The sequence below is a fragment of the Segatella copri genome (assembly GCF_019249795.2).
Taxonomy (GTDB): Bacteria; Bacteroidota; Bacteroidia; order Bacteroidales; family Bacteroidaceae; genus Prevotella; species Prevotella copri_B.
Genome location: NZ_CP156891.1, coordinates 149,005 through 173,902, shown reverse-complemented (window position 1 = coordinate 173,902; position 24,898 = coordinate 149,005). Strand labels below are relative to the sequence as shown.

Genomic DNA, 24,898 nt, shown 5'->3' with positions numbered 1-24,898 from the left:
ATTTAGATTCAGATAACAAATGAATACAGCAGAGCTTTTTCTTTGGATACTCGACAATTTAAATTACTGGGTAGTAACCCTTTTCATGGCTATCGAGAGTTCATTCATCCCATTCCCATCAGAGGTGGTTGTTCCACCTGCAGCATGGAAAGCCATGGATCCTGATAGCGGAATGTCGTTTATCCTAGTCATCGTGTTTGCCACCATTGGTGCCAATATCGGTGCACTTATCAACTATTATTTAGCTAAATGGGTAGGCCGCCCTATCATCTACCGTTTTGCAGACAGCCGCATCGGACATATGTGCCTGATAGACCGCCAAAAGGTAGAAGTTGCAGAAGAGTATTTCCGCAAGCATGGAGCCGCATCCACTATTTTTGGGCGCCTGGTACCAGCTGTTCGCCAATTAATCAGTATTCCAGCCGGTTTGGCAGGTATGCATGTAGGCAAATTCTTGCTCTATACCACAATCGGTGCTGGCATCTGGAATACTGTTTTAGCAATCATCGGTTGGGGGATATACCAATATACAGACTATAAAACAACTCAAGATGTATATCAGCAGGCATTAAAGTATAGTCATGAGCTCGGTTACATCATCTTGGCTCTTGCCATTGTTATTGTAGCTTTCCTTGCATACAAGGGGCTCAAGAAGAAATAAGAAACTATCCCCCATCCTGCTTCCTCAAGCGGGATGGGGGATTTTCTTCAGTATAATTCCCCGCACTTCACTTTTACCTTTGCACCTGGAAACAAGTTTAAACGAATTGGTTAACGGGTGTTAAGGTGAACTGTATGTCACTCTAGAATATCACTATTTTTTGATTCAGTCCTTCGCCAAGCCAAATGTTTTCTTGTTTCCATTTAATGCTAAAATGTCAATAATATGGATAAGGAACTTTACTTTGGCGTAGATGTCTCCAAGAAGACTCTCGACCTTGCTTATTATGATGGTGAAACCATCGACTGGAAGAATGCTCATATTAAGGTGAGCAATGATGATGCTGGGTTCAAAAAGATTGGCTCCTGGGTCGCAAAGGTAGGAAAAGACTTCGATACCTTTTTGTTCTGTATGGAATATACTGGACTCTATAACCAAAACTTCAGATTATGGCTGGAATCCAAAGAATATATCTATGGTATGGTGGAACCTCGCAAAATGCATCGCTTCGAGCCAGACTTGGATGATGACCAGCGCTCTCTAGACCGTATCAAGACTGATGAACTGGATGCTTTCAGAATAGCAATCTATTGTGAGCAGAACCACAAGAAGATTCTTCGCAATCCCTCCAAACTTCCTTCACCTGTCTATTTCAAGTTGAAGAGATTGCTGGCAGAGCGTAAGCAGAACACCAAGCAGTCAACTCTCTATAAGCAGCAGCTTCATGATATCAGCGCATACGATACAGACTTATCCGTTGAACGCAAGAAACTCCTGCTGAAGAACATGCAGGAAAACCAGAAAGCAATAGACAAAGAGATTGACAGCTACATGAATGAAGATACAAGCATCAGAAAGAATTACAATCTGCTGACCTCCATTCCTGGCATTGGTCGCATCATAGCGTTGGAAACCATTGTATTGACGGAAAATTTCACTGCAATCAGCAATCCTCGCAAATATGCCTGTTACATAGGAATAGCCCCTTTTAAAAAGGAATCTGGTACCTCAGTAAGAAAGAAAACGGGGGTTTCCAAGAAAGGCTTTTCTGAAGCCAAGGCAGACTTATCCATAGCTGTCCTTTCCGCCATAAGGAACAATCCTTCAATAAGAGACTATTGGATACGCAAGAGAAAGGAAAAATGCGGTGGCATCGTGCTCAATGCCGTCAAGTTCAAGCTGGTCCTTCGTATGTTTGCCGTGATAAAGCGTGGAACACCATATGTGGAGACAGATGCATATAAGAACTAAAATGCAGCAAAAGTGAACTATCGCACTTCTTAGAGCATAACTATTTCCCGACTAAGTCTTTTGTCTGCGTTTTTTTCACTACCTTTGCCGGAGCATCTGAAATGGAAGGAACTCCGGACGGGGGTAGTGAACTATTTTGTCTTAGACAAAGACCTTTCCCTGATCTAGTCTCCCCAGCCTGAAATGCCAGGTCAAGTGCCGTTTAGGGAATTAGCCGTGGAAGCTTTTAAAAGATGTGGCTTACCCTGACATAGAGAGCTCCTTCCTACAAAATGCGGTACAAAGGTATGAAAAATAAATCATTTATCGGCATCGACATCTCAAAAAATGTCATTGACGTATCAATTTTCTGTGAAGAAACCCCAATTAAGGACTTTTCTCACGATGTATTCAACAATTCCCGCAAGGGATTTGGCGAAATGTGCACATGGCTCAAGAAGAATCATGTGGTTCTCTCGAACAGTCTCTTCGGAATGGAGTTCACCGGCAGCTATTCCATGGAGCTGGAGAAGTTTCTTAATACCAGGAACTATCAGTTCTGCATGCTCTCCACCCATGTGGTAAAGCATTATCCCATGGGGCCCAAGGACAAGAGCGACAAGATTGACTCTGCCAAGATTGCAGACTTTCTCTATCGCTATAATGGTACTGAATGTGTCAAGCCTTATAATATGCCTGACAAGACCATGCAGAGACTCAAGGCACTGATGAATGAGCGTAAGTTCCTGGTGGAACAGCGTACATGCTTCATGAACAGAAGACAGCTATGCATCACAAAGGAAGATGCCCAGTTATATGATGGCTACATCAAAAAATTCAGCCGTGACATTGAGAACATCGAGTTGGAAGAACAGAAGTTGCTGGCTACAGACGATAGCCTCTTGTCTACTTACAAGAATCTTCTGACAATACCGGGAATAGGCTTCGTCAATGCCATAAATGTCATTGTCATTACCCGAAACTTTACCGCTTTTGAAACAGCAAGGCAATATGCCAGTTATGTCGGCGTGGCACCGCACTTCCGCACTTCAGGCACCAGTGTGAAATGGCGTCCCCGACCTTCAGCACGCTGTGATGGTCAGGCGAAAGCAGATCTATCCATGGCGGCCACAGTTGTTGTACAATATGATGCAGAGTTACAATCATTTTATAACCGTAAATTAGGAGGTAAGCAAGATTCAGACACAAAACGCAAGGCATTGAATGCCGTTAAGTTCAAACTTGTTCTCAGAATGTTCGCTATAGGTAAGCAGAACAGAAAATGGGAACCGTTGGATTCAAAGAGCAGCAATGAAAAACTTGCAATATCATAAGTCCGAAACAAGTGAACTATAGCAGTCTGTGCTACTGCCATTTAGAGTCTTGTAAAGACACAAACACGGATAACTAATTAGGAATCTAGCCACACGCTATTAAAAGAACGAGTTCCGTGTTGATTTGTAACAGAAAAATCATTTTTGACCATTTCTGCTACCGATATTTTAGTGCCTGTATGTTCCAAAATACCTCTTTTGTATTTATTAACACAAAAAGTTGCTCAAAAATTTGGCTATGTCTTAGGAATCGGGAAACGACAAGGGTCTATATGCCACGAATAAAAGGTGGCGTATAGACCCTTGATTATATGGTGATATTCGTAATCTACATCTCCGCTTTCTGCAGCTTTATATCCTCTGCCGAAGGAAAGAGAAGAAGCAGAACGCAGGCAAAACCAAGCAGCACGCCCTGAACCAACGGCCACCGGTACGTAGCGGAATTGAAAATCGCTGACCGAAGGGTAAAGCAAAGGGGGAAGGGCGACTCTAGTTAAAAGAATGATAAAAACTTTTCTAATTTAATAATTGCTTGGCAGAAACTTCTACTACCCCGCCATTTCCGTCACTAATGACAACAGGACGATTGTATAAAGCCTTTTCTACCAACATATCATGCTGAGCTTCAACTAAGCCTGATTCAACTTTGTTGATAAAGCCCTCAATCTCACTTTCACTCATAATCCTTAATTCTTTTAAATTTAACAATATCCTTAATCTTTGTTGGAAGCAGTCTACCTCCGAAAGCAACACGTTCTCCTTTATTTAAACTGTTATCAAATAGAATCCAGATATCCACTTCTTTCATAAATATCTCAAAAAGATTCTTAAGGCCAGCCTTATACCTACGTTCAATTACAGGCAAAGGAATGTTATGCCCGCGACTAGCTACTCTATCAGCTACACGTCTTTTTGCAAGCTCTATACTATCCAGCCAAAAGAACAAGAGATGCACAACATACCCTTTTTCTTGTGCTCTGCGCACCAGGTTAATATAAGATCTGGTTGCTAAAGTAGTTTCTATGGAGAACGATTCACCCATTTCCAGCAAATCTTCTATTCTCCTAAGCATCAAACGCCCTGCTTCTATCACTACTCCTTCAGGATTGAAAGGCGAGAGACCTTTTGCAATTTCATCAGCATTAACAAATTCCTTAACGAGCAAAGACTAGGGAAGAATCGTCTTAGAAGCAGTCGTTTTGCCTGCTCCATTACAACCTGCTATTATATATAAATGCTTAACCATTTGATTCACATTTAAATTCTTTTGGATGCAAATATACTGCAAAATCTTGATAACGCCAAATATTTGAATGAAATTAACATCATTATTGGCTAATAACTGAACTTTCACATATCAGGAAGTTAAAGGACTGAACTTCGCATGTGGCTTAAGTACGGGCTGAAGGCCCAAAAGCTCCTAGCCCAGGGCTAGGAGCTTCTGCCCTTTCAGGGCGTATGGGGTAAAGTCTTAACTCCTCAGCGACTATAGAGAGCGATAACTCATTTAACTTCTTTAACTCATTTAACTCTTTAACTCCTTAACTCCTGAACCTGCGAAACCTGAATCTAATATGCGAAACTTCAAGTTTTCTGCGTTAATATTTGTTTAAAAATCAGTCCTTTTTCGGTATCGTTAACTTCTTTTATCTGATAATCGTTTAACACAATATAAGACGGGATTCCATACCTCACTCGCATTTTCAAAGATTTCAGCGGTAAAAAAAGAGAAAAAAAGGGACCCTAAAAAAAGGCACCCATTTCAGAACCGAAAATAAACGCTTAAAATATGTAAAAACGGGTTGAATCCTTAAAATATGTTTATAAAAAGCGAAAAACACCCTTCACCACCCTTCACCCGTAACTATTTGACACATAAAACGTTAAATAAAAAGGTGAAGGGTGAAGGTTTGAAAACTCTTTTTTATATATACGCGCGGCAAGGGAAAAAATCCGTTTTTTCATTTTTCTGGCTTTCCGGCTTTTCCAAAAATCCTAAAAAAAAGAATATAATATAAGATTTAAAATATACCCTTCACCCTTCACCTCGTCACTTTTCCGATGTTTCACTTCTTCACTACTTCTTCTTCGAAATACCCCTACAAAAATGGGCGCAAAAATGCTGCGTTAAAAACTTTAACCTAGGTTATTCTTTGTAAAAAGTGAGGGCTATAGCCCTCACTGCCAATGTGCAGCTTTTTGTGTAACTTCGCAGCATGGAAAATAATAACATAACAAAACAAGAAGTGCTGAAATTTTCAGCAGAAATGGAAGAAGAAGCCAGCGTAAAAATGGCTATCGCCAACGTATGTGGTGTAAATGCCACAGACGGCACTCAGGCAGACCGCCCGGAACATCCTCTTCACCATGATCTTCTATATCACCGTCTCGGGCAAGGGATTCCGCATCCTGCTCAGATATATGCGTCCTGAAGGATGCAATCTCACTGCCACCGAACTCCACCTGCTCGCCATCAGGAAAGCCATGGAACTGTACGACAAACTGTTGGGTATCAGCAGCGACAAGCAATGCCAGGACATGGTGAGAAGCTGCGGACTGGCTTACGACCCCGAGGCTTACTTCAACTGGAATGCCGAAGTTCTCGCCATCACCTGGGAGGAGGTGGAGAACTTCGAAAAAGCTACAAAGCAACAGGAGGAACAGAACAGGAAAAGGCAGACGGAGGCTGAAAAACCCAAAAAGAAAAATCCTCGCAAACAGGAAGACGAGGCGCCACCCAAGACGCTCACCACCGAAGAGATTCTGCAATATGTAGACAAACTGGCGGAGAGCTGGGAAGAGCGGTTTGAGGAGCATCATCACAACAGCTACGTAGTAAGATACGCCACATTCTGCCTCTGTTTCGGAGCCGAAAAGGAGGAGGCTGTGAAACATATGGCAGATAAGTTTGGCGGCGAATATGCCGATACCGAGCGGGTGGCACGGGAGATTTACAAGCATACCGAGCGGCTGGGAACCTGGAAGATAAGACAGCAGGGAGATGATGAGCAGAAACGCTATACCAGCATGAGAGCACTGCTGGGATGGCTGGGAGCCCGATATGAAATGCACCACAACACGCTGAGCAACCAGTATGAAGTGCGCGCCATCAACACCGGAGAGAAACTCTATCTCGACTGGACCGAAGTGGATACCCGGGTGAGCAATTCCCTGTTCGTGAAGATGGAACTGGAGAACATCTGTACCACTCAGAAAAAGCTGGATACGGTGATAAGAAGTAACTTCAGTCCCGAATTCAACCCCATGGAGGAATATCTGAAGAGTCTGCCGAAATGGGACGGAAAGACTGACTATATCGCTGAATTGGCCCATCGGGTAACCGTGATGCAGACAGGCGGTTACCGCCATACGGAGGAGGATTTTGTCTATGCCTTCAAGAAATGGCTGGTCAACATGGTGGTTTGCTGGGTTCAGCCCGATGTCACCAACCAGTCTATCATGGTTTTCGTAGGCAAGGGCGGCATCTTCAAGACCACGTTTTTCGACCATCTTCTGCCGCCCCATCTGCGCAAGTATTTCGCCAACGATTCTACGGGCGACTACAAGAACAAGGATTTCCTGCAGATGTGTGCCAGCAAGGCGATAGTGTGTCTCGATGAGTTCAGCTGTCTGCGCGGCAAGAACCTGGATTCCTTTAAGAGCAACATCACGAAGCGCAACATCAGCATGCGAATCCCTTATGCCGAGTGGGACTGCATCTTGCAGAACAATGCGGGGTTCTGCGCCACGAGCAATGAGGTTCATATCATCGATGATGACGAGAACCGCCGTTTCCTCATCTGGCGCATCGAGAAGATCAAGAGTCCCATCGACTTTCCCTTCAATTACGAGGGCATCTACTCCCAGGCTGTGGCACTGGCTCAGGAGGTGATAGAGAAGCGCCGGAGGGGTGAGCCTTGCGACTGGGTTTACTGGTTTACGAAGGAGGAGAACGAGGAGATTCAGCGCCACAATCTTTATTTCCGTGTAAACAACTACATAGCCGAGCGCATCAACAAGTTCTACCGTGTTCCTGATGCCGATACACCGTCCGAGTTCTGCAAGTTTGTTACGGCGAGTGATGTGATGGAGCGCATCTGTACGAACCCCGCCTTCCGCCAGTCGATGTCGAACAAGGATATATCGATGTTCATGGAGGCGCTGGGGTTCAAGAAGATTCACCGCAAGACGGGCAACGGCTGGAAGGTGATAGAGATGCGTCCTGACGAGATAGAGAACAACCAGAAGATGGATGGCAGCGAGAATATTCCGCCCGAGGATCTCCCATTTTAGGAAATTCTGCTTCGGAGATATTTTTTTATCTTTCGGAGATATTTCCGTATCTTTCGGAGGGATTTTCTTATGATTCGGAGAGATTTTATTCTACCAGGCAGAAGAAAGAAGCAACTGACAAAAACAGACTAAAAAGAACAAATTATGATAGAAGACAGAAGTTACGGGAAGGCAGAGCTCGCCATGCTCTACTTTCCCACCGCTACCCCCAGGGTAGCGCTCAACCGGCTGGTGAGATGGATCAACCGGTGTCCCGAGCTCAAGCAGAGCCTCTGTTCGGGCTACGCCGGCAAGTTTTCCCACTTCTACACCCGGCAACAAGTAGCAGAAATCATCGAATTTCTGGATGAACCATAAAAAATCACCCTGGAAGGGAATGCATACAACACACTATGCATATCCCTTCCAGGGTGAATTTATTATAGGAAAAAAAACGTTTTTTAAACGCTTTTGCCCTTAGACTTCCAGTCGTCAATCGTCCCCGTCTTAGACGAGAAATTGCAGCCTATCAGGTAAATCGTTCTGTTGTCTGTAGCATACTCACGGGCATATCCTTTTTCCTCGATTTGTTTCAAGGCTTCAGTCGCTGACCCATCACGCTTAAATTCGAAGATATATACAAACATTGGGGTTTCAATAATGCAATCAACCCGTCCTTCACTTTGCTCCTTTTCTATTAGAACGGTAAAACTGCTTATCATGCGAATCACCAGATAGAAGGTATATTGAAAGTATCGCTCTTTTTCCCGCTCGTCATCTTTACGACGTTGGCTATAGGGTATACTGGCGAAGAAGGAAGTGAGTAATTTTTCCAATTTGTCGCAATCTCCCGTCTTCATCGTGTTAACAACTTCTACGACCCATGCATCAGGCGATTCCTTAGGCTTCAGATAGTTGGCTGCCACCATGGTTACGAAACCAGCTTTTACTTCATCGTTTGGAAAATCCAAGAGATAAGAATCGGTATCCATGTTCCAATCCTTAATGGTGAGATAACCACTCTGGTAAATCATTGGCAATGGAGCCTCTGTATCCGCCTTGTAATCTATAAAACTGCTGGTAGGATAAAATTTCCCTGTCAGTTCATTGAGGTTTTCGTCGAAGTGAGCTAATAAGCGGACCAGATAAGTAGGTGAACCTGTACGGAACCAGAAATCACTCAGGATTTTCTTACTCAGTGAGTTCAAGATACTGAAAGGATTGTAGATGTCGAGCATGCTTGGGCTGAAATGGTAACCGTCATATTTGCGCTTGAGCCGATATTTCATCTCATCCTCAGACACTTTATATCTTGCAGCCATTGCCTTGATTTGCTCATCAAAGACAGAATACAGTTCCTCTTCCGTGATGCCGCAAAGAGCCTCGTAGCGGTCGTCCATACTGATATCATCTGGTTGGTTGAAACCGCTGAATACGCTTACTTGCGAGGACTTGGTAACACCTGTCAACAGCACGAATTTCAAATCTCTGTCAGCAGCCTTGAAGACACTGTAGAACCCTTTCATGATTTCACGATGTCGGTCTTCCAGCAAACGTTCGTTGCCTTCAGAATCGAAGGTCTTTAACCCTGTGTCTAAAACATCCAATAAAGGTTTGTCATATTCATCTATCAGGACAACGGCGCCAAGTCCTGTCTTTTCGTGGGCAGCTTTCAAAACAGCCATAAATCTGTCTCCCAAGGTGTTGGCCAATGAGTTTCTGCCATAATTCAGTTCTTGGGTTTCAACAAAAGTCTGCAAGGTTTTTTCCAATTCGCCTGCCTGTGTGAAGTCCTTGCCGTTGAAATCTAGATGAAAAACAGGATATTGCTTCCATTCTTTTTCTAACTGTTCGATGGCAAGTCCTTTAAACAATTCTTTTTTTCCTTGGAAGTAGCATTCCAAGGTAGAAATCAACAAAGACTTTCCGAATCGTCTTGGACGCCTCAGAAAATATATATTCCCATTGTGTACTAAATCATAAATCAAGTCTGTCTTGTCAAGATAGACATAACCATCATTTCTGATTTTTCCAAAGTCTTGTATTCCTATAGGATATTTCATATTGTTGCTTTTTATTGAATTTTTGGCAAAGTTACGAAAAAAGTTGGTATCTGCAAAATAATGCGGAATAAAATGTCTTTGAAAAATTACGCTAAAATCTGCCGAATAGCTTAGAATGAGCGATTTATGAGTTTTTCACCTCAATGGAGGTAATGATTTAGCAACGGTTCTAATTTCTACAATTTGCATACGTTTGATTGTCAAACAACTCTTTGTCATCTTGGTGGCAAAAATACAATTTTAAATTTAGAATACTGCATTGTTGCATGTTTTTTAGAGTTTATTATCATCTCAAATATAATTAGGACTCTGAAAATATGCAAAAATGTGCGGTATTTTATGAAATTATCCGTAGAATCTTACCGTATTCTCGAAATTTATTGTATTTTTGCAGCTGTAATGACATTTAATAAGAGGTGAAATGAACAATATAGTTTGCAAAGTAGCAGCACTTGGTGGCACTATCTCCACTACTGATATATCTCATCTGTCAGAGTATAAACGACTGTTGAGAGCTAAGGAGCGTGGCGACTTGATAAAGTTGCGTCATGGCATATATGCCGTTCCCGATGCTTTGCTTAATACAATGATTGATGTGGAACGGATTGTACCTAATGGTATTGTATGCCTGTACAATGCGTGGGCTTACCATCAGCTTTCGACAACTGTTCCACCTGCTTTTTGTATAGCCATCGCCAACAAGCGGAAGGTGGTGATACCAGATACGCTTCCGATAGAGCTGTATTATTGGAAGAAGGAGAACTTGGAGTTCGGCATTATGGATGCAGAAATTTCAGGGTATCATGTTCGTATTACCGATATGGAGCGAAGTGTTTGCGATGCTGTAAAATACAGGAATAAATTGGGGTTAGATATTTGTGCTGAAGTGATACGCACCTATCTGAAAAAGCCAAACCGCAATCTCACTCGTTTGCAGGATTACGCCCAACGCCTCAGAGTGTTTAATACATTGAAAAATTATCTTGAAATAGCTATAGAATAAGATGGGAAAGAAAAACTACGGTAAGTCTGTTAAGACCCGCTTGCTCAATCTGATGAATGAGACAGGCTATAAATATATGTATCTCTTGGCAAGATATTTCAACGAGAGGTTGCTTTACAGAGTATCTGTAAGCCAATATAAGGACAATTTTTTGCTGAAAGGTGGCTCTTTGCTTTATGCGATGAACGGACTTGAGGCACGTCCTACAGTAGATGTTGATTTCATGGCAGATAGAATTAGCCGTGATAGGGATTTCCTTGCGCACGTGTTCCAGGAAATTTTGGGCATTGTATGCGATGAGGATGGAGTATCGTTTGATGTTAACAGCATTAAGTTGGAGCCTATAACTGTTGAAAAGAAGTATCCTGGCACAAGATTTTACTTTACGGCCCACATGGATACTATCGCTTACAACATGTCTGTTGACATTGGCTTTGGTGATGTTGTAACTCCATATCCAACAACTATTGACTTCCCATTGCTTTTGCCTGACATTCCATCTGTGAACATACAGGCATATTCCTTGGAGACTGTTGTCGCCGAGAAATTCCATACGATGATAGACCGAGATGTGCTCAACAGTCGCATGAAAGATTTCTTCGACTGTTACCAACTCCTGACAAAGAGAGACTTGTCTGATGACACATTATATGATGCGATTAAGGCGACTTTCGATAATAGAGGGCTTACATACAATCCCGAATTGCAGTTGTTTACAGAAAGTTTTGCGACAGACGCAGCACGTATAGTTCGCTGGAAAGCATTTCTGAAAAAGATTCAATGGAAAGAAACTCTTGATTTCAAGACTGTTATGGAAGTAATAAAGGAAAGGTTGCAGCCTATGGCTGAAAAATATTGGAAAAAGTAGTTTACCCTTTTATCATTCTTTCGTCTTTGAATATAAAGAACACTAAAAATAGAAGATTATGATAAAAAGTAAGATTTCAGTTGCTGTACTATTTCTGCTATGCCTTTGTTGGTTACCAACACTTTCATTGGCAAAAGGAAAGAGCCATTTTACGGTAGAAGATTCACAATATGGAACTCGCCTTGTGAAATGGGAAGGAAAAGACTCTGTTGTGGATTTTAATAACATCCAAGAGCTTAAGGATGTAAAAGTAATAGGAGAAATGGCTTTTGAAATGAATAAGTACATCAAGCAAGTCATCCTTCCCGACAATTTGCTGATTATAGAAAAACGAGCTTTCAATACTTGTGAGAATCTTCAAACCGTAAAGATGCCAAACACAGTGAGGTATATCGGCAATAGTGCATTCAATATGGACCATCAATTAGAGCTTAGCGTCTTGCCGGACAGTTTGCAAGAAATCGGTGAATGGACATTTTGGGATTGTAATAAGGTCTGCATATCCGTGATACCTGAGCATGTGAGCAAAATAGGAAGACTGGCTTTCACTTGTTGCGAAGGCATAAAGGCCCTTGTATTCAAGAATCAACTAGAAGTAATTAACGACCGTGCATTTTCTGGTTGCAAGAACTTGGAACGCATAGTCTTTCCGAACAATTTGAGAGAGATCTCCGATTTTGCCTTTGCCCGATGCATTAACCTTAAAGGCATCAATCTCCCTGCATCTTTGCAGAAAATCGGATATAGAGCATTTGGAAACTGCGAGTCACTTTTATTCGTGAAGTATAATTCTAATCCCAAAGTTGACTCTTCCGCATTTATGAATTGCCCAATAAGCCAAGAGAAATAACATTAGTATCAACAATAAAGACAAAGAATATGAAAAAGATTGTTTTATTGATAACCACCATCTGCCTAACATCAGAGACATTCGGGCAGAAAACGAGTTCCTCTTCCGTAGATGAATACGAATGCATCTACGAGTACCAAATGAAGAATGACAAAGGCTCTTCTGATGCCACTTCTACCATTCTTCAAATTGGCAGAAACTCAGCTATGTTCTCTGATTACACTGCGTTTCAAGCAGACTCTGCCATTGCTTGCAAAGCGCCAAAATCAGAGATTCAAAAGTTCAAGACACGGGAAAAGAGAAATGATTTGCTTTTCGACCAATCTGTCTCTCAAAATGTGCCTAAGGGCAAACTGACCGTTTATAGCGTAATCACGCCAAACTACTACAGCTATACGGAAAGTGCCAATCCCATAAATTGGAATCTGAGCGAGGGCATTGACACTATCTGTGGTTACACCTGTCAGAAAGCTGTTGGAGAATATGGTGGAAGAACTTGGACTGTTTGGTATTCCACGGACATACCAGCATCCTTTGGACCATGGAAACTTTGTGGTTTGCCAGGCTTGGTATTGGCAGCAAAGGATTCAGAAGGCATACATAAGTTCAAAGCTATAACTTTCCGTAAATCAAGCACCCCTATGAACTTCAAGCCTTACACCAATACCATCAAGACTTCGAGGGAACAGTTTGTCAAGGCGAAGAATAAGTTTGAGCAAAATCCTATGGGCAACATTCCTGCAGAATCCATCAGCGAGATGACTATTCAGAAATATGAGGATGGTGGGCATAGTGCCTTGGTCAATGGTGTGGTACTGAGAGTGCGCCCTAATGGATATGTTCCTCTCGAATTGAAGTAAACAAAGAGATTGATAAATATGATAAGGTTTTTAATTTTGATGATGTTAGCTTGTCTCTGTAACTGCACTTTTGCCCAAAGTGTAGTTACAGGAATAGTGCGTGACACCATTGGCACGGCTTTGGAAGGTGTCATCGTAAGAGTAAATGCCGATAAGGCTACTCTTGGCTTTGCGAGAACATCAGAAAATGGAACTTATAAGATAACACTAAAGTCAGATGCCAAGCAGCTAATCGTCACTGCCGAAGCCATCGGATACGAGAAAACCAAAAGAGAAATCAAGAATGTCTCACAAGAGTGCAACTTCAATCTAAAGGAAAAGACCACAGACCTAAAAGAGGTTGTTGTAAAAGCTCCAGCCATCTACCAACGAGGGGATACTTTGTCATACAACTTAGCCTCGTATATCGGAAAGAATGACTATACGCTGAAAGATGCCATGAAGAAACTCCCTGGCATTGAAGTAGGTGACAAAGGTTCTATCAAATATCTGGGCAAGGAGATTTCTAACTTCTATATCAATGGCATGGATTTGTTGGGTGGACGATACAACATTGCCACTACCAATATACCCGCTTCTTTTGTCAACTCAGTCCAAGTGTTGAGTAACCACCAAGCCATAAAAGCCAACAAAGATGTATTCTCAGACAACGTGGCTATCAATGTGAACATGAGCAACAAGGCAAAGTTTAAGCCTGTAGGCTCTTATGGAGTGTCATTAGGGGCAGGCAAACATACCTTATATGAAATCAATGGTGCCGGTATGCTCTTCAAATCCAACTTTCAAATGTTGGCTTCGCTAAAAGCAGGCAATATCAATCAGTTTGCATTGACTGATGGGACGAATCACTTTGACAACAAAGAGACATTATCTACGTTGTCTAATTTATTAGAGAACATTTCCGCTACCACTCCTCCTATTGAAGTTGACAGATATGCCTCACCAACAGATAGATTATTGTCATTCAACATATTGAGAAAGATAAGAAAGGATGTTACCCTAAAAGGTAATATCGGGTATAGCTATGCCAAAAGTCAGTACGACTATAGCTTGACGAGAAGTTATGCGGATGCGGATAACAATGTCATTATCGCCCAAGAGTATTCTCCCCTATCAACCATACATCGCCCAAGCATCCAGTTGGAATACAAGGACAACTCAGAAAAGACTTATCTTAGCAACACACTGTCGAGCACAGGTTCTTTTCTGACATCAGAATTGCCTACTAAAGAGAACGGTTCTCTCTTTAACCAGAAGCAGACCATGAGAGAGTTTTATGTGAACAACAAGTTCTCTACCTTGTGGCATCACAAGGATTTGTGTTGGGCGGTTACGTCTATCATGTCGTATCAAGGTTCTCCTATGGGAAAGATAACTCTTAACAAGGAAACTACCGATAATGTGGTACAAAATGCCAATGGAAGAAGTTTTCGTACAGAGAATACTCTCTCAATGTCTAAGAAGCATCTCTATTCTCGTATTTATTTACCAATATTGCTGAATTATTATATGGATAAGGTGCAAACAAGCCTGCACCCTACAGACGAGAGCAATGATGTGAATATGCAGAATCTCAGAATGGCTCTGGTACCACAATATGAGTACTCACATCCTCAATATAAATATGTCTTCCGATTGGAAATACCTATGCGCATAGACTATATAATCCATAAGGACAACTTGGAAAGCGCATCGTCTGGTTCTTGGTATTATTCTGTTTGTCCTAGCGTATATTGCAACTATAAGGTAACTTCTCGCTCGGTACTTCGCACCAACATATTCTATGCTCGCACCTTTGGGGACATTTTGGATTTCTTGAAAACACCCGTCAGATTCAATGACACCTCGCTGAAGGTTGGCTCTGGTATCTTGGCGGACAACAAGAGTTTGAACGCCTCATTGCATTACGACTATAAGATACCACTGAAAATGTGGTTCTTCAATGCAGACTTTCTATATAATCAGGAAAAGAACAACTTACTGATGAGTCAAGATGCAAGTTCTACTCTCATCACGATGTCGAAGATATATGCCCCAAATACAGGTAGAAGTTTTATGGGGCAAGTTGGTGTCACTAAATTTATAGAACCCATCAAGACAAAGATTTCCTTGAATGGTGGCTACCAATGGAAGCGACAAACGACTTTGCAGAACGACAATCAACAGAAATACACATGGAAGAGTTGGGCATTCTCCCCATATCTGACTTCACAGCCTTGCAAGTATGTGGAGTTGGCTTATAACGGAATGTTTGCCAAAACTTATCTTTCCACGAAGTATCAGAACAACAGCTATCTGAGCCAACAACACAAAGTGTCATTGAAACTCATGCCATTCGATGGCTTTACATTCGACACTTCTGCTGACATTGTAAAGAATGAATTGACGAAAGATGTGTCAAAGACAATGAGTTTGTTCGATATGGGGTTGTCATATAGGAAGAAAGCCATGAAGATTTCTTTTGACATCAGGAACATTTTGAATCAACGCCAATATGCATACACTATCTATAATTCCGTCAATACCTTCACGTATAACTATCTACTGAGGGGAAGAGAGTGTGTCTGCACTGTAAAACTAACAATGTAAACCTAACAAAACAGGTGTTGTAAAATAAAGTTTTTATTATTTCTCAACTTTGGAGAGAAATACATCCATTTATGGCAAGGTCTTTGGGAGTAACCCAAAAGGTTTCGAGTAACTCGAAACATACCTTGCTGTGTCTTTGTGGACACAATGTTTTGGCAAGAATAAAACCTAATACCATTGAAAACACTGCGGTGGTTCGCCCAAGTGGCTGGAGGCGCAAAGCCTCCAAGGAACGACTCGTTTTTCGCTATGTCCAAAGGATGAAACAAATAAATCCCGAAGAATTGGGGACATAGAATACCATTCCTCGGGATGAACAAAAATGTATTCCTGCATGTCATACGATAAACATGTAAAACGTATGACATCAATGTATATATGCTTACACTATTCTTTGCATGGATATATCTTTATCACATTACAAGTGCATTTCTATACGACAGTGAACAACCGAAGCGTCAAAGATACGACCAATTTCAACAAAAGGCATTCGTCCCTCCGTTGAGTTGCAGGACAATAGTTGTTTTCTCTTTTGTTTCGTACAATCTCTTGAGGATAACTTCACGAAGTTGTGCTGCGCCAAAAGAGTGGAGACGAAAGCAAATGGCAACTATCATAGGAAAATTATACAGCGTTTGCCAAACACTAACGGGAGTTTCGTCCTTGCATTGGACTTCCGACATAGACAACATACCTTCTTTATATATGGCTCGTATCACTGAGTTGAGTTTCGGAGCGGTAACATAAAGTATATCAACCAACTCTCCCTCACTCATCCACAGTTCCTCTAAGTTGGACGGAATGGAAAGTATCCCATTTCCGTCCATAGTGATAGTTGTCCTTTTCATGCCATTCCTCCCATTACAGGCAAATGCCCCTTGATTCGACTTTCAAAGACAGAAATATCATGGTCAAGTTTGCTGCTTGTCACCTTGGCGTATATCTGTGTCGTGGTGATATTCGTGTGACCGAGAATTTTGCTAACGCTCTCTATTGGCATACCATACTCCAATGCTAAAACAGCCCAACTATGGCGGGAGACATGAAATGAAACTCGTTTCTTGATGCCACACATTACCGCTACTTTTTTGATGCGCTTGTTGATGCTGTCAAGGTTGCCAATGTTGAACAAGTGATTGCCGTTTCTGAAAGATTTGTATCTCTCAACTATCTGCATAGGAATATCCAACAGCTTGATTTGGAACGGTACGCCTGTCTTCTGACGCTTGGACACTATCCAAGGAGCACCGTTTACCATGGTGATGTTATCTTCCGTCAAGTTCTTGATGTCGATGAAAGCTATACCTGTCCAACTGCCAAAGATAAAAAGGTCTCTCGCAAATGCCATGTTGGGGTCTTCCAACTTTATCTCAGTCATGGCGGTAAGCTCGTCCAAGGTCAAGAACTCACGTTCCTTATGGTCTGGATCAACGTGGTACATGGCAAACGGATTTCTCGGTATCTTGCCGTTGTAGTGTGCCGCCGTAACGATATGTTTCAGAGGTATGGAGTAAATCCAAATGGAGGACTGCGCAAGCCCTACCACATTTTTCAAGTAAAGGCAATAGTCACGGATGAACTCCTCAGTAAGCTCATTCATGGACATATCGCTGCGCTTGTACTGATACTTGATGAACTCGGCAACGTACTTTCTCACCACAAGATATATGAACCGCCACCGTTAAAAATGCTTATTAGGGCGTTTCCATTGGGTAATGATTTGAAAGCGTTTCTACTTCTCTAATCTTCTTTTTCCTCATTTCCTTGTCACTGCCAACTAAAACCAACGACTGCCACAACCACTTGAAACTCAAAACAAATGCTCTATTTTACTATTTTTTGCCTTTTTAGGCGTCCTTTTCAGATAAAAGCAATTCTTAATATCCCTGCGCTCCGCTCTACATCGTTGAAAGTTCAGTAACATAAAAAAATACCACTTTTTTCAACCTTTTTTCCCGAATCCCTGCAAATCGCACAAATCGCATAATTGGGGGTTCGGGAATGTTGTATCTTTGTATCGTCAATCAGAGAGTTTGATGCAGCAACGGTCTCGGCGGAGACACAGACTGCTTTTACTAAAACTAAATTTTTAAAAGTATGATTCTCATCAAGTTAGTGAAGAACAAGAACAAGACAATCAAGGAAGCGTATGGCAAATATTATGCGCGACCAGTAGTAACAGAAACCATCGGTATCGATAAACTCGCCGAACACATGGCGAACCACAACACCCCGTTCTCGAAGGGTGCCATCAAGGGCCTTCTCACCGATATGGTGAGCTGTGTGAAGGAGCTCGTACTCCAGAACAAGGCTGTGAAGATAGACAACCTCGCCATCTTCTCCATCGGCATCATCAACAAGATGGGAGCCGCCAGCATCAAGGAGTGGAGCCTCGCCAAGTTTGTAGAAGGCTACCGCCTCAGAGCCCGTGCTACCGGCAAGCTCAGCAACACCCAGCTCTCTCTCGATGCCAACGCCAAGAACGCCATGGATCTCCTCAACTCTAGCGAGAGCGCTGCAGGCGATACCACCACTGGCGATAACACACAGGGCGGCGGAACCACTGAGGGCGGCGGTACATCACAAGGCGGCAGCACCGAGGGAACAGGCGACAGCGGAGACGGCCTGGAGTAGGGATCCGTCTCTCAAATATGCGAAACGACAGAAGAAGGAAGGAGTGAACTGACCGGCGACAGGGATATTCCGAAGGCACAAAGCGGCTGGTTTTCATCCTGACGATTACGGATAAACAGCAAATCATAACGACCCAAGAACCTGCCTTTTACGGGTATCCGGGCTGGCAGTTACTCCCCCGCCCTTCTTCTTCCAGAAACGCTTACTGAAACTAAATTTCAACCACTAAAACAAGCATGTGACTATCATTATCCACTTAGTATTAATCATTAAAAAACAAAGCAAAATGAAAAAAGTAAATTGGAAAACCATCATCAACTTCCTCATCACGATATTAACAGCTGTAGCCAGCTCATTCTGTGTACAGAACTGCTAAAAGAAGGGAGGTTGCCATGACACAGAAACATCGTAGCATTTCACTCATCGTGATCCACTGTTCTGCCACGAGAGTGACTCAGGATTTCACATTCGAGCAGTTGGAGGCCTGCCATCTTGCCCGCGGTTTCAAGAGTATCGGCTATCATTATTACATCACGAAGGATGGTGTGGTATATCCGGGTCGTCCGGAATCGGAAGTCGGAGCCCATGCCCGTCATTACAATGCCCACAGCATCGGCATCTGTTATGAGGGAGGTCTCGACAAGAACGGCAAGCCTGCCGATACGCGCACTCCAGCCCAGAATCAGGCTCTGTATTCGCTTCTGGAGAGCCTCTGCCTCTCCTATCCTAATGCAGAGATACTGGGGCACCGCGATTTGCCGAACGTTCACAAAGACTGTCCGTCGTTTGATGTCAAGCGATGGCTGAAGTTGGTAGATTTCCATATCTAGCCGAAGCCAGAGGATATAGATGTCTATACTTAGAAAATTACTAAAAAAGGGTGTGTCATGCAGTTATGACACACCCTTTTTCTGTTTATCTATTTCTTCTTCGGCAAACCTATCTTCTTGCCTACCTTGAAACGGTCGAAACCTTCGCCATAAACACCGATGACGGCACTCTGGCTGACAAAGGCGGTAGGATCTATCTCGTCGATAAGACGGAATATCTTCTGAGACTCACGCTGACGCGCCAATACAAACAGCATGTGGACATCCTTGCCACTGTAACAGCCATGACCATCCATCACCGTACAACCTCGGTCGGCGGCGGTATTGATGGCTGCACTGAGCTCCAGATATTTGTCGCTGATGATGAAGAACTGAACCGAACGGCGCAACGCATTCACCACATGATCTACACAGAGCGACTGCACAAAGAGGCAGACATAACCGTAAATCACCATCTCCCAATCGCGCAATACCAGATAAGAACTGGTGATGATACACAGGTCGCAAATCATGATGGCATGACCCAGGGAAATGTTCCAATACTTGTTGATCATCGCCGCTACGGTATCAGAACCACCCGTAGAACCATTGCAGGAAAGACCCAGACCGGCACTGCTACCCATGAAGAACGCACCGATGACCGTTGCCATGAACGGCTGGTCGTGAAGCAGCGGCGTCATGCCTACCGTATGCGTCTCTATCAGACGGGTAGTTAAGGCAAAGATACCAACACCATAGATGGTCTTCAGACAGAACTTATAGCCCAGAATGCGGAATGCGATGAGAAGCAGGAACACATTGAGCGCCAGATAAGATACAGATGCCGGGATGCCAAATCCCCAATAAAGGATAGAAGCAATACCTCCTACACCACCCATCGTGATATGATTGGGAAGCAGGAAGATGTTCAAACCGATACTACCTTCTATCATCGCCAGGGCAATGATAACGTAGTCGCGGATTTCATGAAGTTTTGTTTTTCTCGTCATATAAATATACGTATTTCTTAAAATGCGGTGCAAAGGTACTAAAAAATAAGTAAAAAAAAGGCAGCTACGTGAAATATTACTTAAAAAACAAATCTTTTTTATGAAACCGGCACCTTAATTCGAAAAGATTTCCTATTTTTGCAGAAACTATGCATTATTAATTATCAAAAAATTCTAGTCTATGGCTAATTACGAAAATGAAATCAACTCGTGGCCAGTCCTGAAAAACGGACTGCACTACAAATGGCTTGTCGACTACGCTGCATTCAGCGCCTTCGGTACTTTTGAACTCACAGCAGAGGAATGGGAAAAACGCGACCTTATCGTCAACTTTAAAGGTAACTCTGAGCTCACTACGGAGATGGACCATCAGGAAGCCCTGAAGAAGGCTATCGAAATGGTATCAGACAAGCTGAAGAATCTTTTGGGCGAAGAGGCAGCACAGTTTACCCTGGTCTGCATTCCTGCAGCTCTTGAGGCGCATACCAAGCGCCGTTTCAAGGAGTTCAGCGAGGAGATATGCAAGGCTACGGGCATGACCAACGCCTACCCTGCCTTCAGCTACACGCATGATGTAGATGAAGATGGCGATCCTGTAGATGAACTCCATATCGACGAGGCTTTCTTCCAGGGCAAAAAGATCATTCTCTTTGATGACATCATCGCATCCGGCAATTCGGTAGCAAAGTTTGCCGACCAGCTGGAAGGATATGGTGCCAAGGTTGAACTGGCGCTAGCACTGGGAAAAAAGATTTCTGACGGATATGACCAGAAATAAGATACTATAAATTGATAGTTTTTCAGGCACGGATTACACGTGCCTAAAAAACACCGTTTATTATCAGAAAGCGATTTGCTTTCCCTTTTCTATGAACTCTGCATTCACGATGTCGATATCCTTCCACATCGCCATATCCGACTCCAATGCGGCTAGGCTTGAGACATCCTCGCCATAACTGAAGAGGCGCTCTATCATTACACCATAGGTAAGATGCTCTATCTTCTCTATCGGATGAAGAACCACCGATTCCTCAAAACTGCTTTTCTTACCATTCCGGATTTCTACCAGCAAACGGGCACGTAACAGCTCCTTAACCGACTGGTTGACAATCTGTTGAGGTATCTTCGTTAAATCATGAATTTCTTTCGGAGTATACGCCTGTTCGCCCTGATTGAACCGACGACATACCAGATGCATCACTACCCCACAAACCTTGATGCGCTGCACCAGTTTCAGGTGATCGTACTGCAAATCACCATCATAATAATGGATGTTCTGGTTGGTATGGCAAAGCAAGGCGCCAAACACTACGATAGCCCACGAAATCTGAAGCCATAACAGGAAAAGCGGAATGGCTGCCAGCGAACCATAGATGACATTGTAGCTGGACAGAAAAACCTGCAGATAGATATATCCATACTGAAGTGCCGTCATGCAGACACCCGCCAGGAACGATGGAACCAGGGTACTGCGAACCCGGATATAGGTATTCGGGATGACATAATAGCAGAACACGAAGAACAGGAACATCGGAACAAAAGCCGCCAGATGAAGGATGAACGAAGGAATGCTATCCCCGATATCTGCTATTCTGTCTACATTATCCACCATATTCACCGTCCATACATTGATGCTCGAAGCAAAGAGTATCAGCAGTCCCAGACCAAACAGAATGGTAGGATATTCGGTAACAATCTGTTTCCACGAACGCTCGCCCGTATGCCAGATGTCATCGAAGGTAAGCTCTATCTTCTGCATCAGCGAAACGATGGTATAGAGAAACATCACGATACCCGTACCGATGATGTAGTTGCTCTGCGTATTCTCGATATAATTGTGAACGAAGTTAACGATGGTCTGCGCCACAACAGGCTGTGCCTCGAAGGTGGTAGAGAGCCAGGATTCGAGCAGAGAGGCATAGCCGAAACCACGGGCTATGACAAACATCATAGCCATGAAAGGTATCATAGCCATGAAGGAGGCAAAAGTCAAGGCAGCCACATCCCTGGCCCACATATCCTTGAGATAGAAGATGCGACCGGCAAGCATACCCATCTTGATCCAAGACTTGAGTCTGCCCCGAAAGTCTTTGATATTAGAAGAATTGAATTCTCTGATATCTTCGTAAAAACCTAGTATTCTGTCTATTATCCCCATAAGTTTAAAGTATTGGTTTCACGATGAAACATCAAATCCCTTCACAACACCACCGGGATGCCGTGAAGGGATTTGTCTTAGTATAAATTGCTTCAGTTCTATGGATTAATAGAACTTGAAGTAGTTGCGAGCATTGTTGTAAGAGATATCCTCTACCATGCGAGAGAGGCTCTCCATGTCGTTAGGAAGCAAGCCCTTCTCTACATCATTGCCGAGGAGGTTGCAGAGCAAACGACGGAAGTACTCGTGACGTGGATAGCTGAGGAATGAACGTGAGTCGGTCAACATACCTACGAAACGGCTCAGGAGACCCAATACAGAGAGTGCGTTCATCTGGCGGGTCATACCATCGAGCTGATCGTTGAACCACCAGCCAGAACCAAACTGGATCTTACCTGGGCAAGAACCATCCTGGAAGTTACCGAGCATAGTAGCGATTACCTCGTTGGCACATGGGTTCAATGTATAGAGGATAGTACGTGTAAGCTTACCCTCCATGTTGAGCTCATTGAGGAAGCTGCTCATAGCCTTGGCTGTAGTGAACTCACCGATAGAATCGAAACCGGTATCAGCACCGAGCTTGTTGTACATCAGTGTATTGTTGTCGCGGATAGCACCATAGTGGTACTGCTGTGTCCAGTCGGCAGCGTGATCCATCTCAGCGCAAACCTTGAGGAATGCATGCTTGTACTGACGGATTTCGAGAGCAGAAAGCTGCTGGCCACGCATAGCCTTGGCAAAGATAGTCTCAATCTGAGAATCTGTGTATGACTCATCGTAGAACTCCTCGATACCGTGGTCGCTCAACTTACAGCCGTTCTCAGTAAAGAAGTCGTGACGCTTCTGTAAAGCATCAACCATATCCTGGAATGTAACGAGGTTAACACCTGCTACCTCACCGAGCCTGTTCATATAGTCAGCGAAATCTGGTTTCTCGATGTTCATAGCCTTGTCAGGACGCCAAGCAGGAATCATCTTGATTTCGAAACCGCTCTCACGTGTCTGCTTGTGGTAACGCAGGTCATCGATTGGGTCGTCTGTTGTACAAACACACTCTACGTTATAGTGACGCATCAAGCCACGAGCGCTGAATTCTGGCAACTGCAACTTCTCGTTACACTCATCGTAGATTTCACGGGCTGTCTTAGGGCTGAGCTGCTTATTGATACCGAAAGCAGTCTTGAGCTCCAGGTGAGTCCAGTGATAGAGAGGGTTACGGAATGTATAAGGCACTGTTTCAGCCCACTTCTCGAACTTCTCCCAGTCGCTAGTATCAGTACCTGTGCAGAAGCGCTCATCTACACCATTGGTACGCATAGCACGCCACTTGTAGTGGTCGCCGCCGAGCCAAAGTTCTGTAATACTCTTAAACTTGTGATCATTGGCTACCATCTCAGGGATGAGGTGGCAGTGATAATCGATAATTGGCATTTTAGCCGCATGATTGTGGAAAAGATCCTGTGCAGTCTTAGTGTCGAGCAGGAAGTTTTCATCCATAAATTGCTTCATAATTCGTTATCGTAGTTTTTAAATGTTTATTTATACATTTCAAATTGTAGCGCAAAGATACAACAAATATCGGAAAAAAGAATCGTTTAAGCGAAATATTTTTGATAATTTCACTTAAACGATTACGTTGGCTGTATTATACAATGATTCTTGTCTTATGATAGCTTTCCCGGAACTCGCTTGGCGAGCATCCTTTCTTTTTCTTGAAGATGCGGTTGAAGTTGCTGAGATTGTTGAATCCGCAATCAAAACCTATCTCGCTAATACTCTTGGCGGTATCTACCAGCATACGGGCAGCATAACCCAGACGCAGGTCGATGATATACTCAGAGATATTTCTGCCGGTATGGAGCTTGAAGAAACGGCTGAACGCACTGCTGCTCATGCCTGCCAGCGAGGCAAGCTCCGGCAGACGGAGTTCATCCATATAGTTCTTGGAGATGAAATTCTTCACCTTCAGGATGCGCCGGCTATCGTCTTCTACCGTTACCTTGGCATAACTGCTGGAAGCCAGGGTGCGGGCATTTTCGCAGCGTGACAGTTCGTAGAGAATGGTCAGGAACTGCTGTACGGCATAGAAACCGTCTTTTACGGAACTTAAAGTATCGAGCATTCCGTATACCTTCATGATTGCCTGCAACGGGAATGAGAGTCCCTTCTTTGCTTCCTGCATCATACGGGTAATGCTGGCGTAGGGATTTCTTCCAAAGAGCGTTTCATCACTCATGGAGAAATCAAACTGGACGGTAATCTCACGGATGTCATCGCTGTGGCATTCGTTCTGCTCCCATACATGCTCCAGATCGGGCGATGTGATGAGACAGAGATCATAATCGCCTATCACCTCCTGCGAATCTCCAACGATTCTTCTTACTCCCTTTGCATTCTCTACAAAGTTCAACTCGTACACCGAATGGTTATGGATAGGATAAGTAAACTCCTTTTTGTGTCGGTCTGCAATATAGAGCACATCATTACCCATCAGCGGTGTTATCTCGTGTATGATTCTTCTATCATCTACCATGGTACTAAATGATTAATAACTAAT

General features: G+C 43.3%; 22 protein-coding genes and 1 pseudogene. 14 read left to right on the top strand and 9 right to left on the bottom strand.

The window, feature by feature from the left end:
- Positions 1 to 19 precede the first annotated feature (19 nt).
- The 3 genes from KUA48_RS00800 to KUA48_RS00790 all read left to right on the top strand — a co-directional run bounded on the left by KUA48_RS00800 (position 20) and on the right by KUA48_RS00790 (position 3,225).
- Positions 20 to 661, top strand: coding sequence for a DedA family protein (locus KUA48_RS00800; protein ID WP_118255650.1), 642 nt, complete (start codon positions 20 to 22; stop codon positions 659 to 661).
- A gap of 225 nt (positions 662 to 886) precedes the next feature.
- Entirely contained in the window at positions 887 to 1,912 is a 1,026-nt protein-coding gene (locus KUA48_RS00795; RefSeq protein WP_218433791.1) for an IS110 family transposase, read from the top strand.
- A gap of 287 nt (positions 1,913 to 2,199) precedes the next feature.
- Positions 2,200 to 3,225, top strand: coding sequence for an IS110 family transposase (locus KUA48_RS00790; protein WP_181993552.1), 1,026 nt, complete (start codon positions 2,200 to 2,202; stop codon positions 3,223 to 3,225).
- Positions 3,226 to 3,741: 516 nt separating this feature from the next.
- On the opposite strand, the gene KUA48_RS00785 is transcribed toward KUA48_RS00790, so the two are convergent.
- Entirely contained in the window at positions 3,742 to 3,906 is a 165-nt protein-coding gene (locus tag KUA48_RS00785; protein WP_006846734.1) for a hypothetical protein, read from the bottom strand.
- Positions 3,899 to 4,471: pseudogene (locus KUA48_RS00780) on the bottom strand (zeta toxin family protein). Before KUA48_RS00780 ends, KUA48_RS00785 begins: the two are co-directional and overlap by 8 nt.
- A 1,073-nt stretch (positions 4,472 to 5,544) precedes the next feature.
- On the opposite strand from KUA48_RS00780, the gene KUA48_RS00775 reads away from it, so the two are divergent.
- A complete protein-coding gene (locus KUA48_RS00775; protein WP_369503295.1) occupies positions 5,545 to 7,518 on the top strand; it encodes a VapE domain-containing protein in 1,974 nt (657 codons plus the stop codon).
- 144 nt (positions 7,519 to 7,662) lie between these two features.
- Complete coding sequence (locus KUA48_RS00770) at positions 7,663 to 7,875, top strand: DUF4248 domain-containing protein (RefSeq protein WP_006846744.1); 213 nt, start codon at positions 7,663 to 7,665, stop codon at positions 7,873 to 7,875.
- 83 nt (positions 7,876 to 7,958) lie between these two features.
- Here KUA48_RS00770 and KUA48_RS00765 read toward each other — a convergent pair whose 3' ends face one another.
- A complete protein-coding gene (locus KUA48_RS00765; protein WP_153089132.1) occupies positions 7,959 to 9,560 on the bottom strand; it encodes an ATP-binding protein in 1,602 nt (533 codons plus the stop codon).
- A gap of 421 nt (positions 9,561 to 9,981) precedes the next feature.
- Between KUA48_RS00765 and KUA48_RS00760 the strand changes: the two genes are divergently transcribed.
- Genes KUA48_RS00760 through KUA48_RS00740 form a run of 5 tightly spaced genes read left to right on the top strand, consistent with a single transcriptional unit; the run spans position 9,982 to position 15,730 of the window.
- Positions 9,982 to 10,563 carry a type IV toxin-antitoxin system AbiEi family antitoxin domain-containing protein gene (locus tag KUA48_RS00760; RefSeq protein ID WP_117694894.1) on the top strand — a complete coding sequence of 194 codons (582 nt, stop codon included), beginning with the start codon at positions 9,982 to 9,984 and terminating at the stop codon, positions 10,561 to 10,563.
- A gap of 1 nt (position 10,564) precedes the next feature.
- On the top strand, positions 10,565 to 11,431 hold the full coding sequence (locus tag KUA48_RS00755; protein ID WP_117694892.1) for a nucleotidyl transferase AbiEii/AbiGii toxin family protein: 867 nt from the start codon (positions 10,565 to 10,567) through the stop codon (positions 11,429 to 11,431).
- A 58-nt stretch (positions 11,432 to 11,489) separates the two neighbouring features.
- Positions 11,490 to 12,281 (top strand): leucine-rich repeat domain-containing protein, encoded by a 792-nt coding sequence (locus KUA48_RS00750; RefSeq protein WP_022253092.1) that lies wholly within the window; start codon positions 11,490 to 11,492, stop codon positions 12,279 to 12,281.
- Positions 12,282 to 12,310: 29 nt separating this feature from the next.
- Positions 12,311 to 13,141, top strand: a complete 831-nt coding sequence (locus KUA48_RS00745; protein ID WP_153088386.1) for a GLPGLI family protein — start codon at positions 12,311 to 12,313, stop codon at positions 13,139 to 13,141.
- Positions 13,142 to 13,159: 18 nt separating this feature from the next.
- Entirely contained in the window at positions 13,160 to 15,730 is a 2,571-nt protein-coding gene (locus tag KUA48_RS00740) for a carboxypeptidase-like regulatory domain-containing protein (protein WP_228112443.1), read from the top strand.
- A 476-nt stretch (positions 15,731 to 16,206) separates the two neighbouring features.
- On the opposite strand, the gene KUA48_RS00735 is transcribed toward KUA48_RS00740, so the two are convergent.
- Both KUA48_RS00735 and KUA48_RS00730 read right to left on the bottom strand, forming a co-directional pair.
- The gene (locus KUA48_RS00735; protein WP_153089133.1) at positions 16,207 to 16,578 is read right to left on the bottom strand and encodes a hypothetical protein; all 372 of its coding nucleotides are present in this window, start codon (positions 16,576 to 16,578) and stop codon (positions 16,207 to 16,209) included.
- A complete protein-coding gene (locus KUA48_RS00730; protein WP_228112445.1) occupies positions 16,575 to 17,387 on the bottom strand; it encodes a site-specific integrase in 813 nt (270 codons plus the stop codon). The genes KUA48_RS00735 and KUA48_RS00730 overlap by 4 nt, the downstream gene beginning before the upstream one ends.
- Before the next feature lie 440 nt (positions 17,388 to 17,827).
- Here KUA48_RS00730 and KUA48_RS00725 point away from each other — a divergent pair, with 440 nt between their 5' ends.
- The 3 genes from KUA48_RS00725 (at position 17,828) to KUA48_RS00715 (ending at position 19,194) form a co-directional block, all read left to right on the top strand.
- On the top strand, positions 17,828 to 18,364 hold the full coding sequence (locus KUA48_RS00725) for a DNA-binding protein (RefSeq protein ID WP_218415374.1): 537 nt from the start codon (positions 17,828 to 17,830) through the stop codon (positions 18,362 to 18,364).
- A gap of 286 nt (positions 18,365 to 18,650) precedes the next feature.
- Positions 18,651 to 18,740 (top strand): smalltalk protein, encoded by a 90-nt coding sequence (locus KUA48_RS00720; protein WP_218433083.1) that lies wholly within the window; start codon positions 18,651 to 18,653, stop codon positions 18,738 to 18,740.
- Positions 18,741 to 18,756: 16 nt separating this feature from the next.
- A complete protein-coding gene (locus KUA48_RS00715; RefSeq protein WP_215652769.1) occupies positions 18,757 to 19,194 on the top strand; it encodes an N-acetylmuramoyl-L-alanine amidase in 438 nt (145 codons plus the stop codon).
- A gap of 89 nt (positions 19,195 to 19,283) precedes the next feature.
- On the opposite strand, the gene KUA48_RS00710 is transcribed toward KUA48_RS00715, so the two are convergent.
- The gene (locus KUA48_RS00710; protein ID WP_006846749.1) at positions 19,284 to 20,183 is read right to left on the bottom strand and encodes a YitT family protein; all 900 of its coding nucleotides are present in this window, start codon (positions 20,181 to 20,183) and stop codon (positions 19,284 to 19,286) included.
- A gap of 181 nt (positions 20,184 to 20,364) precedes the next feature.
- Here KUA48_RS00710 and KUA48_RS00705 point away from each other — a divergent pair, with 181 nt between their 5' ends.
- Positions 20,365 to 20,961 carry a phosphoribosyltransferase gene (locus tag KUA48_RS00705; RefSeq protein WP_118254922.1) on the top strand — a complete coding sequence of 199 codons (597 nt, stop codon included), beginning with the start codon at positions 20,365 to 20,367 and terminating at the stop codon, positions 20,959 to 20,961.
- Positions 20,962 to 21,024: 63 nt separating this feature from the next.
- Here the strand turns inward: KUA48_RS00705 and KUA48_RS00700 are convergent, their stop codons facing one another.
- From KUA48_RS00700 to KUA48_RS00690, 3 genes are all read right to left on the bottom strand, one after another.
- On the bottom strand, positions 21,025 to 22,341 hold the full coding sequence (locus KUA48_RS00700) for a YihY/virulence factor BrkB family protein (protein ID WP_218433084.1): 1,317 nt from the start codon (positions 22,339 to 22,341) through the stop codon (positions 21,025 to 21,027).
- A 105-nt stretch (positions 22,342 to 22,446) separates the two neighbouring features.
- A complete protein-coding gene (uxaC, locus tag KUA48_RS00695; RefSeq protein ID WP_218433085.1) occupies positions 22,447 to 23,850 on the bottom strand; it encodes a glucuronate isomerase in 1,404 nt (467 codons plus the stop codon).
- Between the two features lie 136 nt (positions 23,851 to 23,986).
- Positions 23,987 to 24,874, bottom strand: coding sequence for an AraC family transcriptional regulator (locus KUA48_RS00690; RefSeq protein WP_153086897.1), 888 nt, complete (start codon positions 24,872 to 24,874; stop codon positions 23,987 to 23,989).
- Positions 24,875 to 24,898: the final 24 nt, after the last annotated feature.

What these genes read in the sequence shown, in the direction of transcription:
- KUA48_RS00705 (WP_118254922.1), top strand. Translation starts at nt 20,365, where the DNA reads ATGGCTAATTACGAAAATGAAATCAACTCGTGGCCAGTCCTGAAAAAC.
- KUA48_RS00715 (WP_215652769.1), top strand. Translation starts at nt 18,757, where the DNA reads ATGACACAGAAACATCGTAGCATTTCACTCATCGTGATCCACTGTTCT.
- KUA48_RS00725 (WP_218415374.1), top strand. Translation starts at nt 17,828, where the DNA reads ATGATTCTCATCAAGTTAGTGAAGAACAAGAACAAGACAATCAAGGAA.
- uxaC (WP_218433085.1), bottom strand. Translation starts at nt 23,850, where the DNA reads ATGAAGCAATTTATGGATGAAAACTTCCTGCTCGACACTAAGACTGCA.
- KUA48_RS00740 (WP_228112443.1), top strand. Translation starts at nt 13,160, where the DNA reads ATGATAAGGTTTTTAATTTTGATGATGTTAGCTTGTCTCTGTAACTGC.
- KUA48_RS00735 (WP_153089133.1), bottom strand. Translation starts at nt 16,578, where the DNA reads ATGAAAAGGACAACTATCACTATGGACGGAAATGGGATACTTTCCATT.
- KUA48_RS00750 (WP_022253092.1), top strand. Translation starts at nt 11,490, where the DNA reads ATGATAAAAAGTAAGATTTCAGTTGCTGTACTATTTCTGCTATGCCTT.
- KUA48_RS00785 (WP_006846734.1), bottom strand. Translation starts at nt 3,906, where the DNA reads ATGAGTGAAAGTGAGATTGAGGGCTTTATCAACAAAGTTGAATCAGGC.
- KUA48_RS00745 (WP_153088386.1), top strand. Translation starts at nt 12,311, where the DNA reads ATGAAAAAGATTGTTTTATTGATAACCACCATCTGCCTAACATCAGAG.
- KUA48_RS00710 (WP_006846749.1), bottom strand. Translation starts at nt 20,183, where the DNA reads ATGACGAGAAAAACAAAACTTCATGAAATCCGCGACTACGTTATCATT.
- KUA48_RS00700 (WP_218433084.1), bottom strand. Translation starts at nt 22,341, where the DNA reads ATGGGGATAATAGACAGAATACTAGGTTTTTACGAAGATATCAGAGAA.
- KUA48_RS00690 (WP_153086897.1), bottom strand. Translation starts at nt 24,874, where the DNA reads ATGGTAGATGATAGAAGAATCATACACGAGATAACACCGCTGATGGGT.
- KUA48_RS00755 (WP_117694892.1), top strand. Translation starts at nt 10,565, where the DNA reads ATGGGAAAGAAAAACTACGGTAAGTCTGTTAAGACCCGCTTGCTCAAT.
- KUA48_RS00770 (WP_006846744.1), top strand. Translation starts at nt 7,663, where the DNA reads ATGATAGAAGACAGAAGTTACGGGAAGGCAGAGCTCGCCATGCTCTAC.
- KUA48_RS00765 (WP_153089132.1), bottom strand. Translation starts at nt 9,560, where the DNA reads ATGAAATATCCTATAGGAATACAAGACTTTGGAAAAATCAGAAATGAT.
- KUA48_RS00790 (WP_181993552.1), top strand. Translation starts at nt 2,200, where the DNA reads ATGAAAAATAAATCATTTATCGGCATCGACATCTCAAAAAATGTCATT.
- KUA48_RS00775 (WP_369503295.1), top strand. Translation starts at nt 5,545, where the DNA reads ATGCCACAGACGGCACTCAGGCAGACCGCCCGGAACATCCTCTTCACC.
- KUA48_RS00800 (WP_118255650.1), top strand. Translation starts at nt 20, where the DNA reads ATGAATACAGCAGAGCTTTTTCTTTGGATACTCGACAATTTAAATTAC.
- KUA48_RS00720 (WP_218433083.1), top strand. Translation starts at nt 18,651, where the DNA reads ATGAAAAAAGTAAATTGGAAAACCATCATCAACTTCCTCATCACGATA.
- KUA48_RS00795 (WP_218433791.1), top strand. Translation starts at nt 887, where the DNA reads ATGGATAAGGAACTTTACTTTGGCGTAGATGTCTCCAAGAAGACTCTC.
- KUA48_RS00760 (WP_117694894.1), top strand. Translation starts at nt 9,982, where the DNA reads ATGAACAATATAGTTTGCAAAGTAGCAGCACTTGGTGGCACTATCTCC.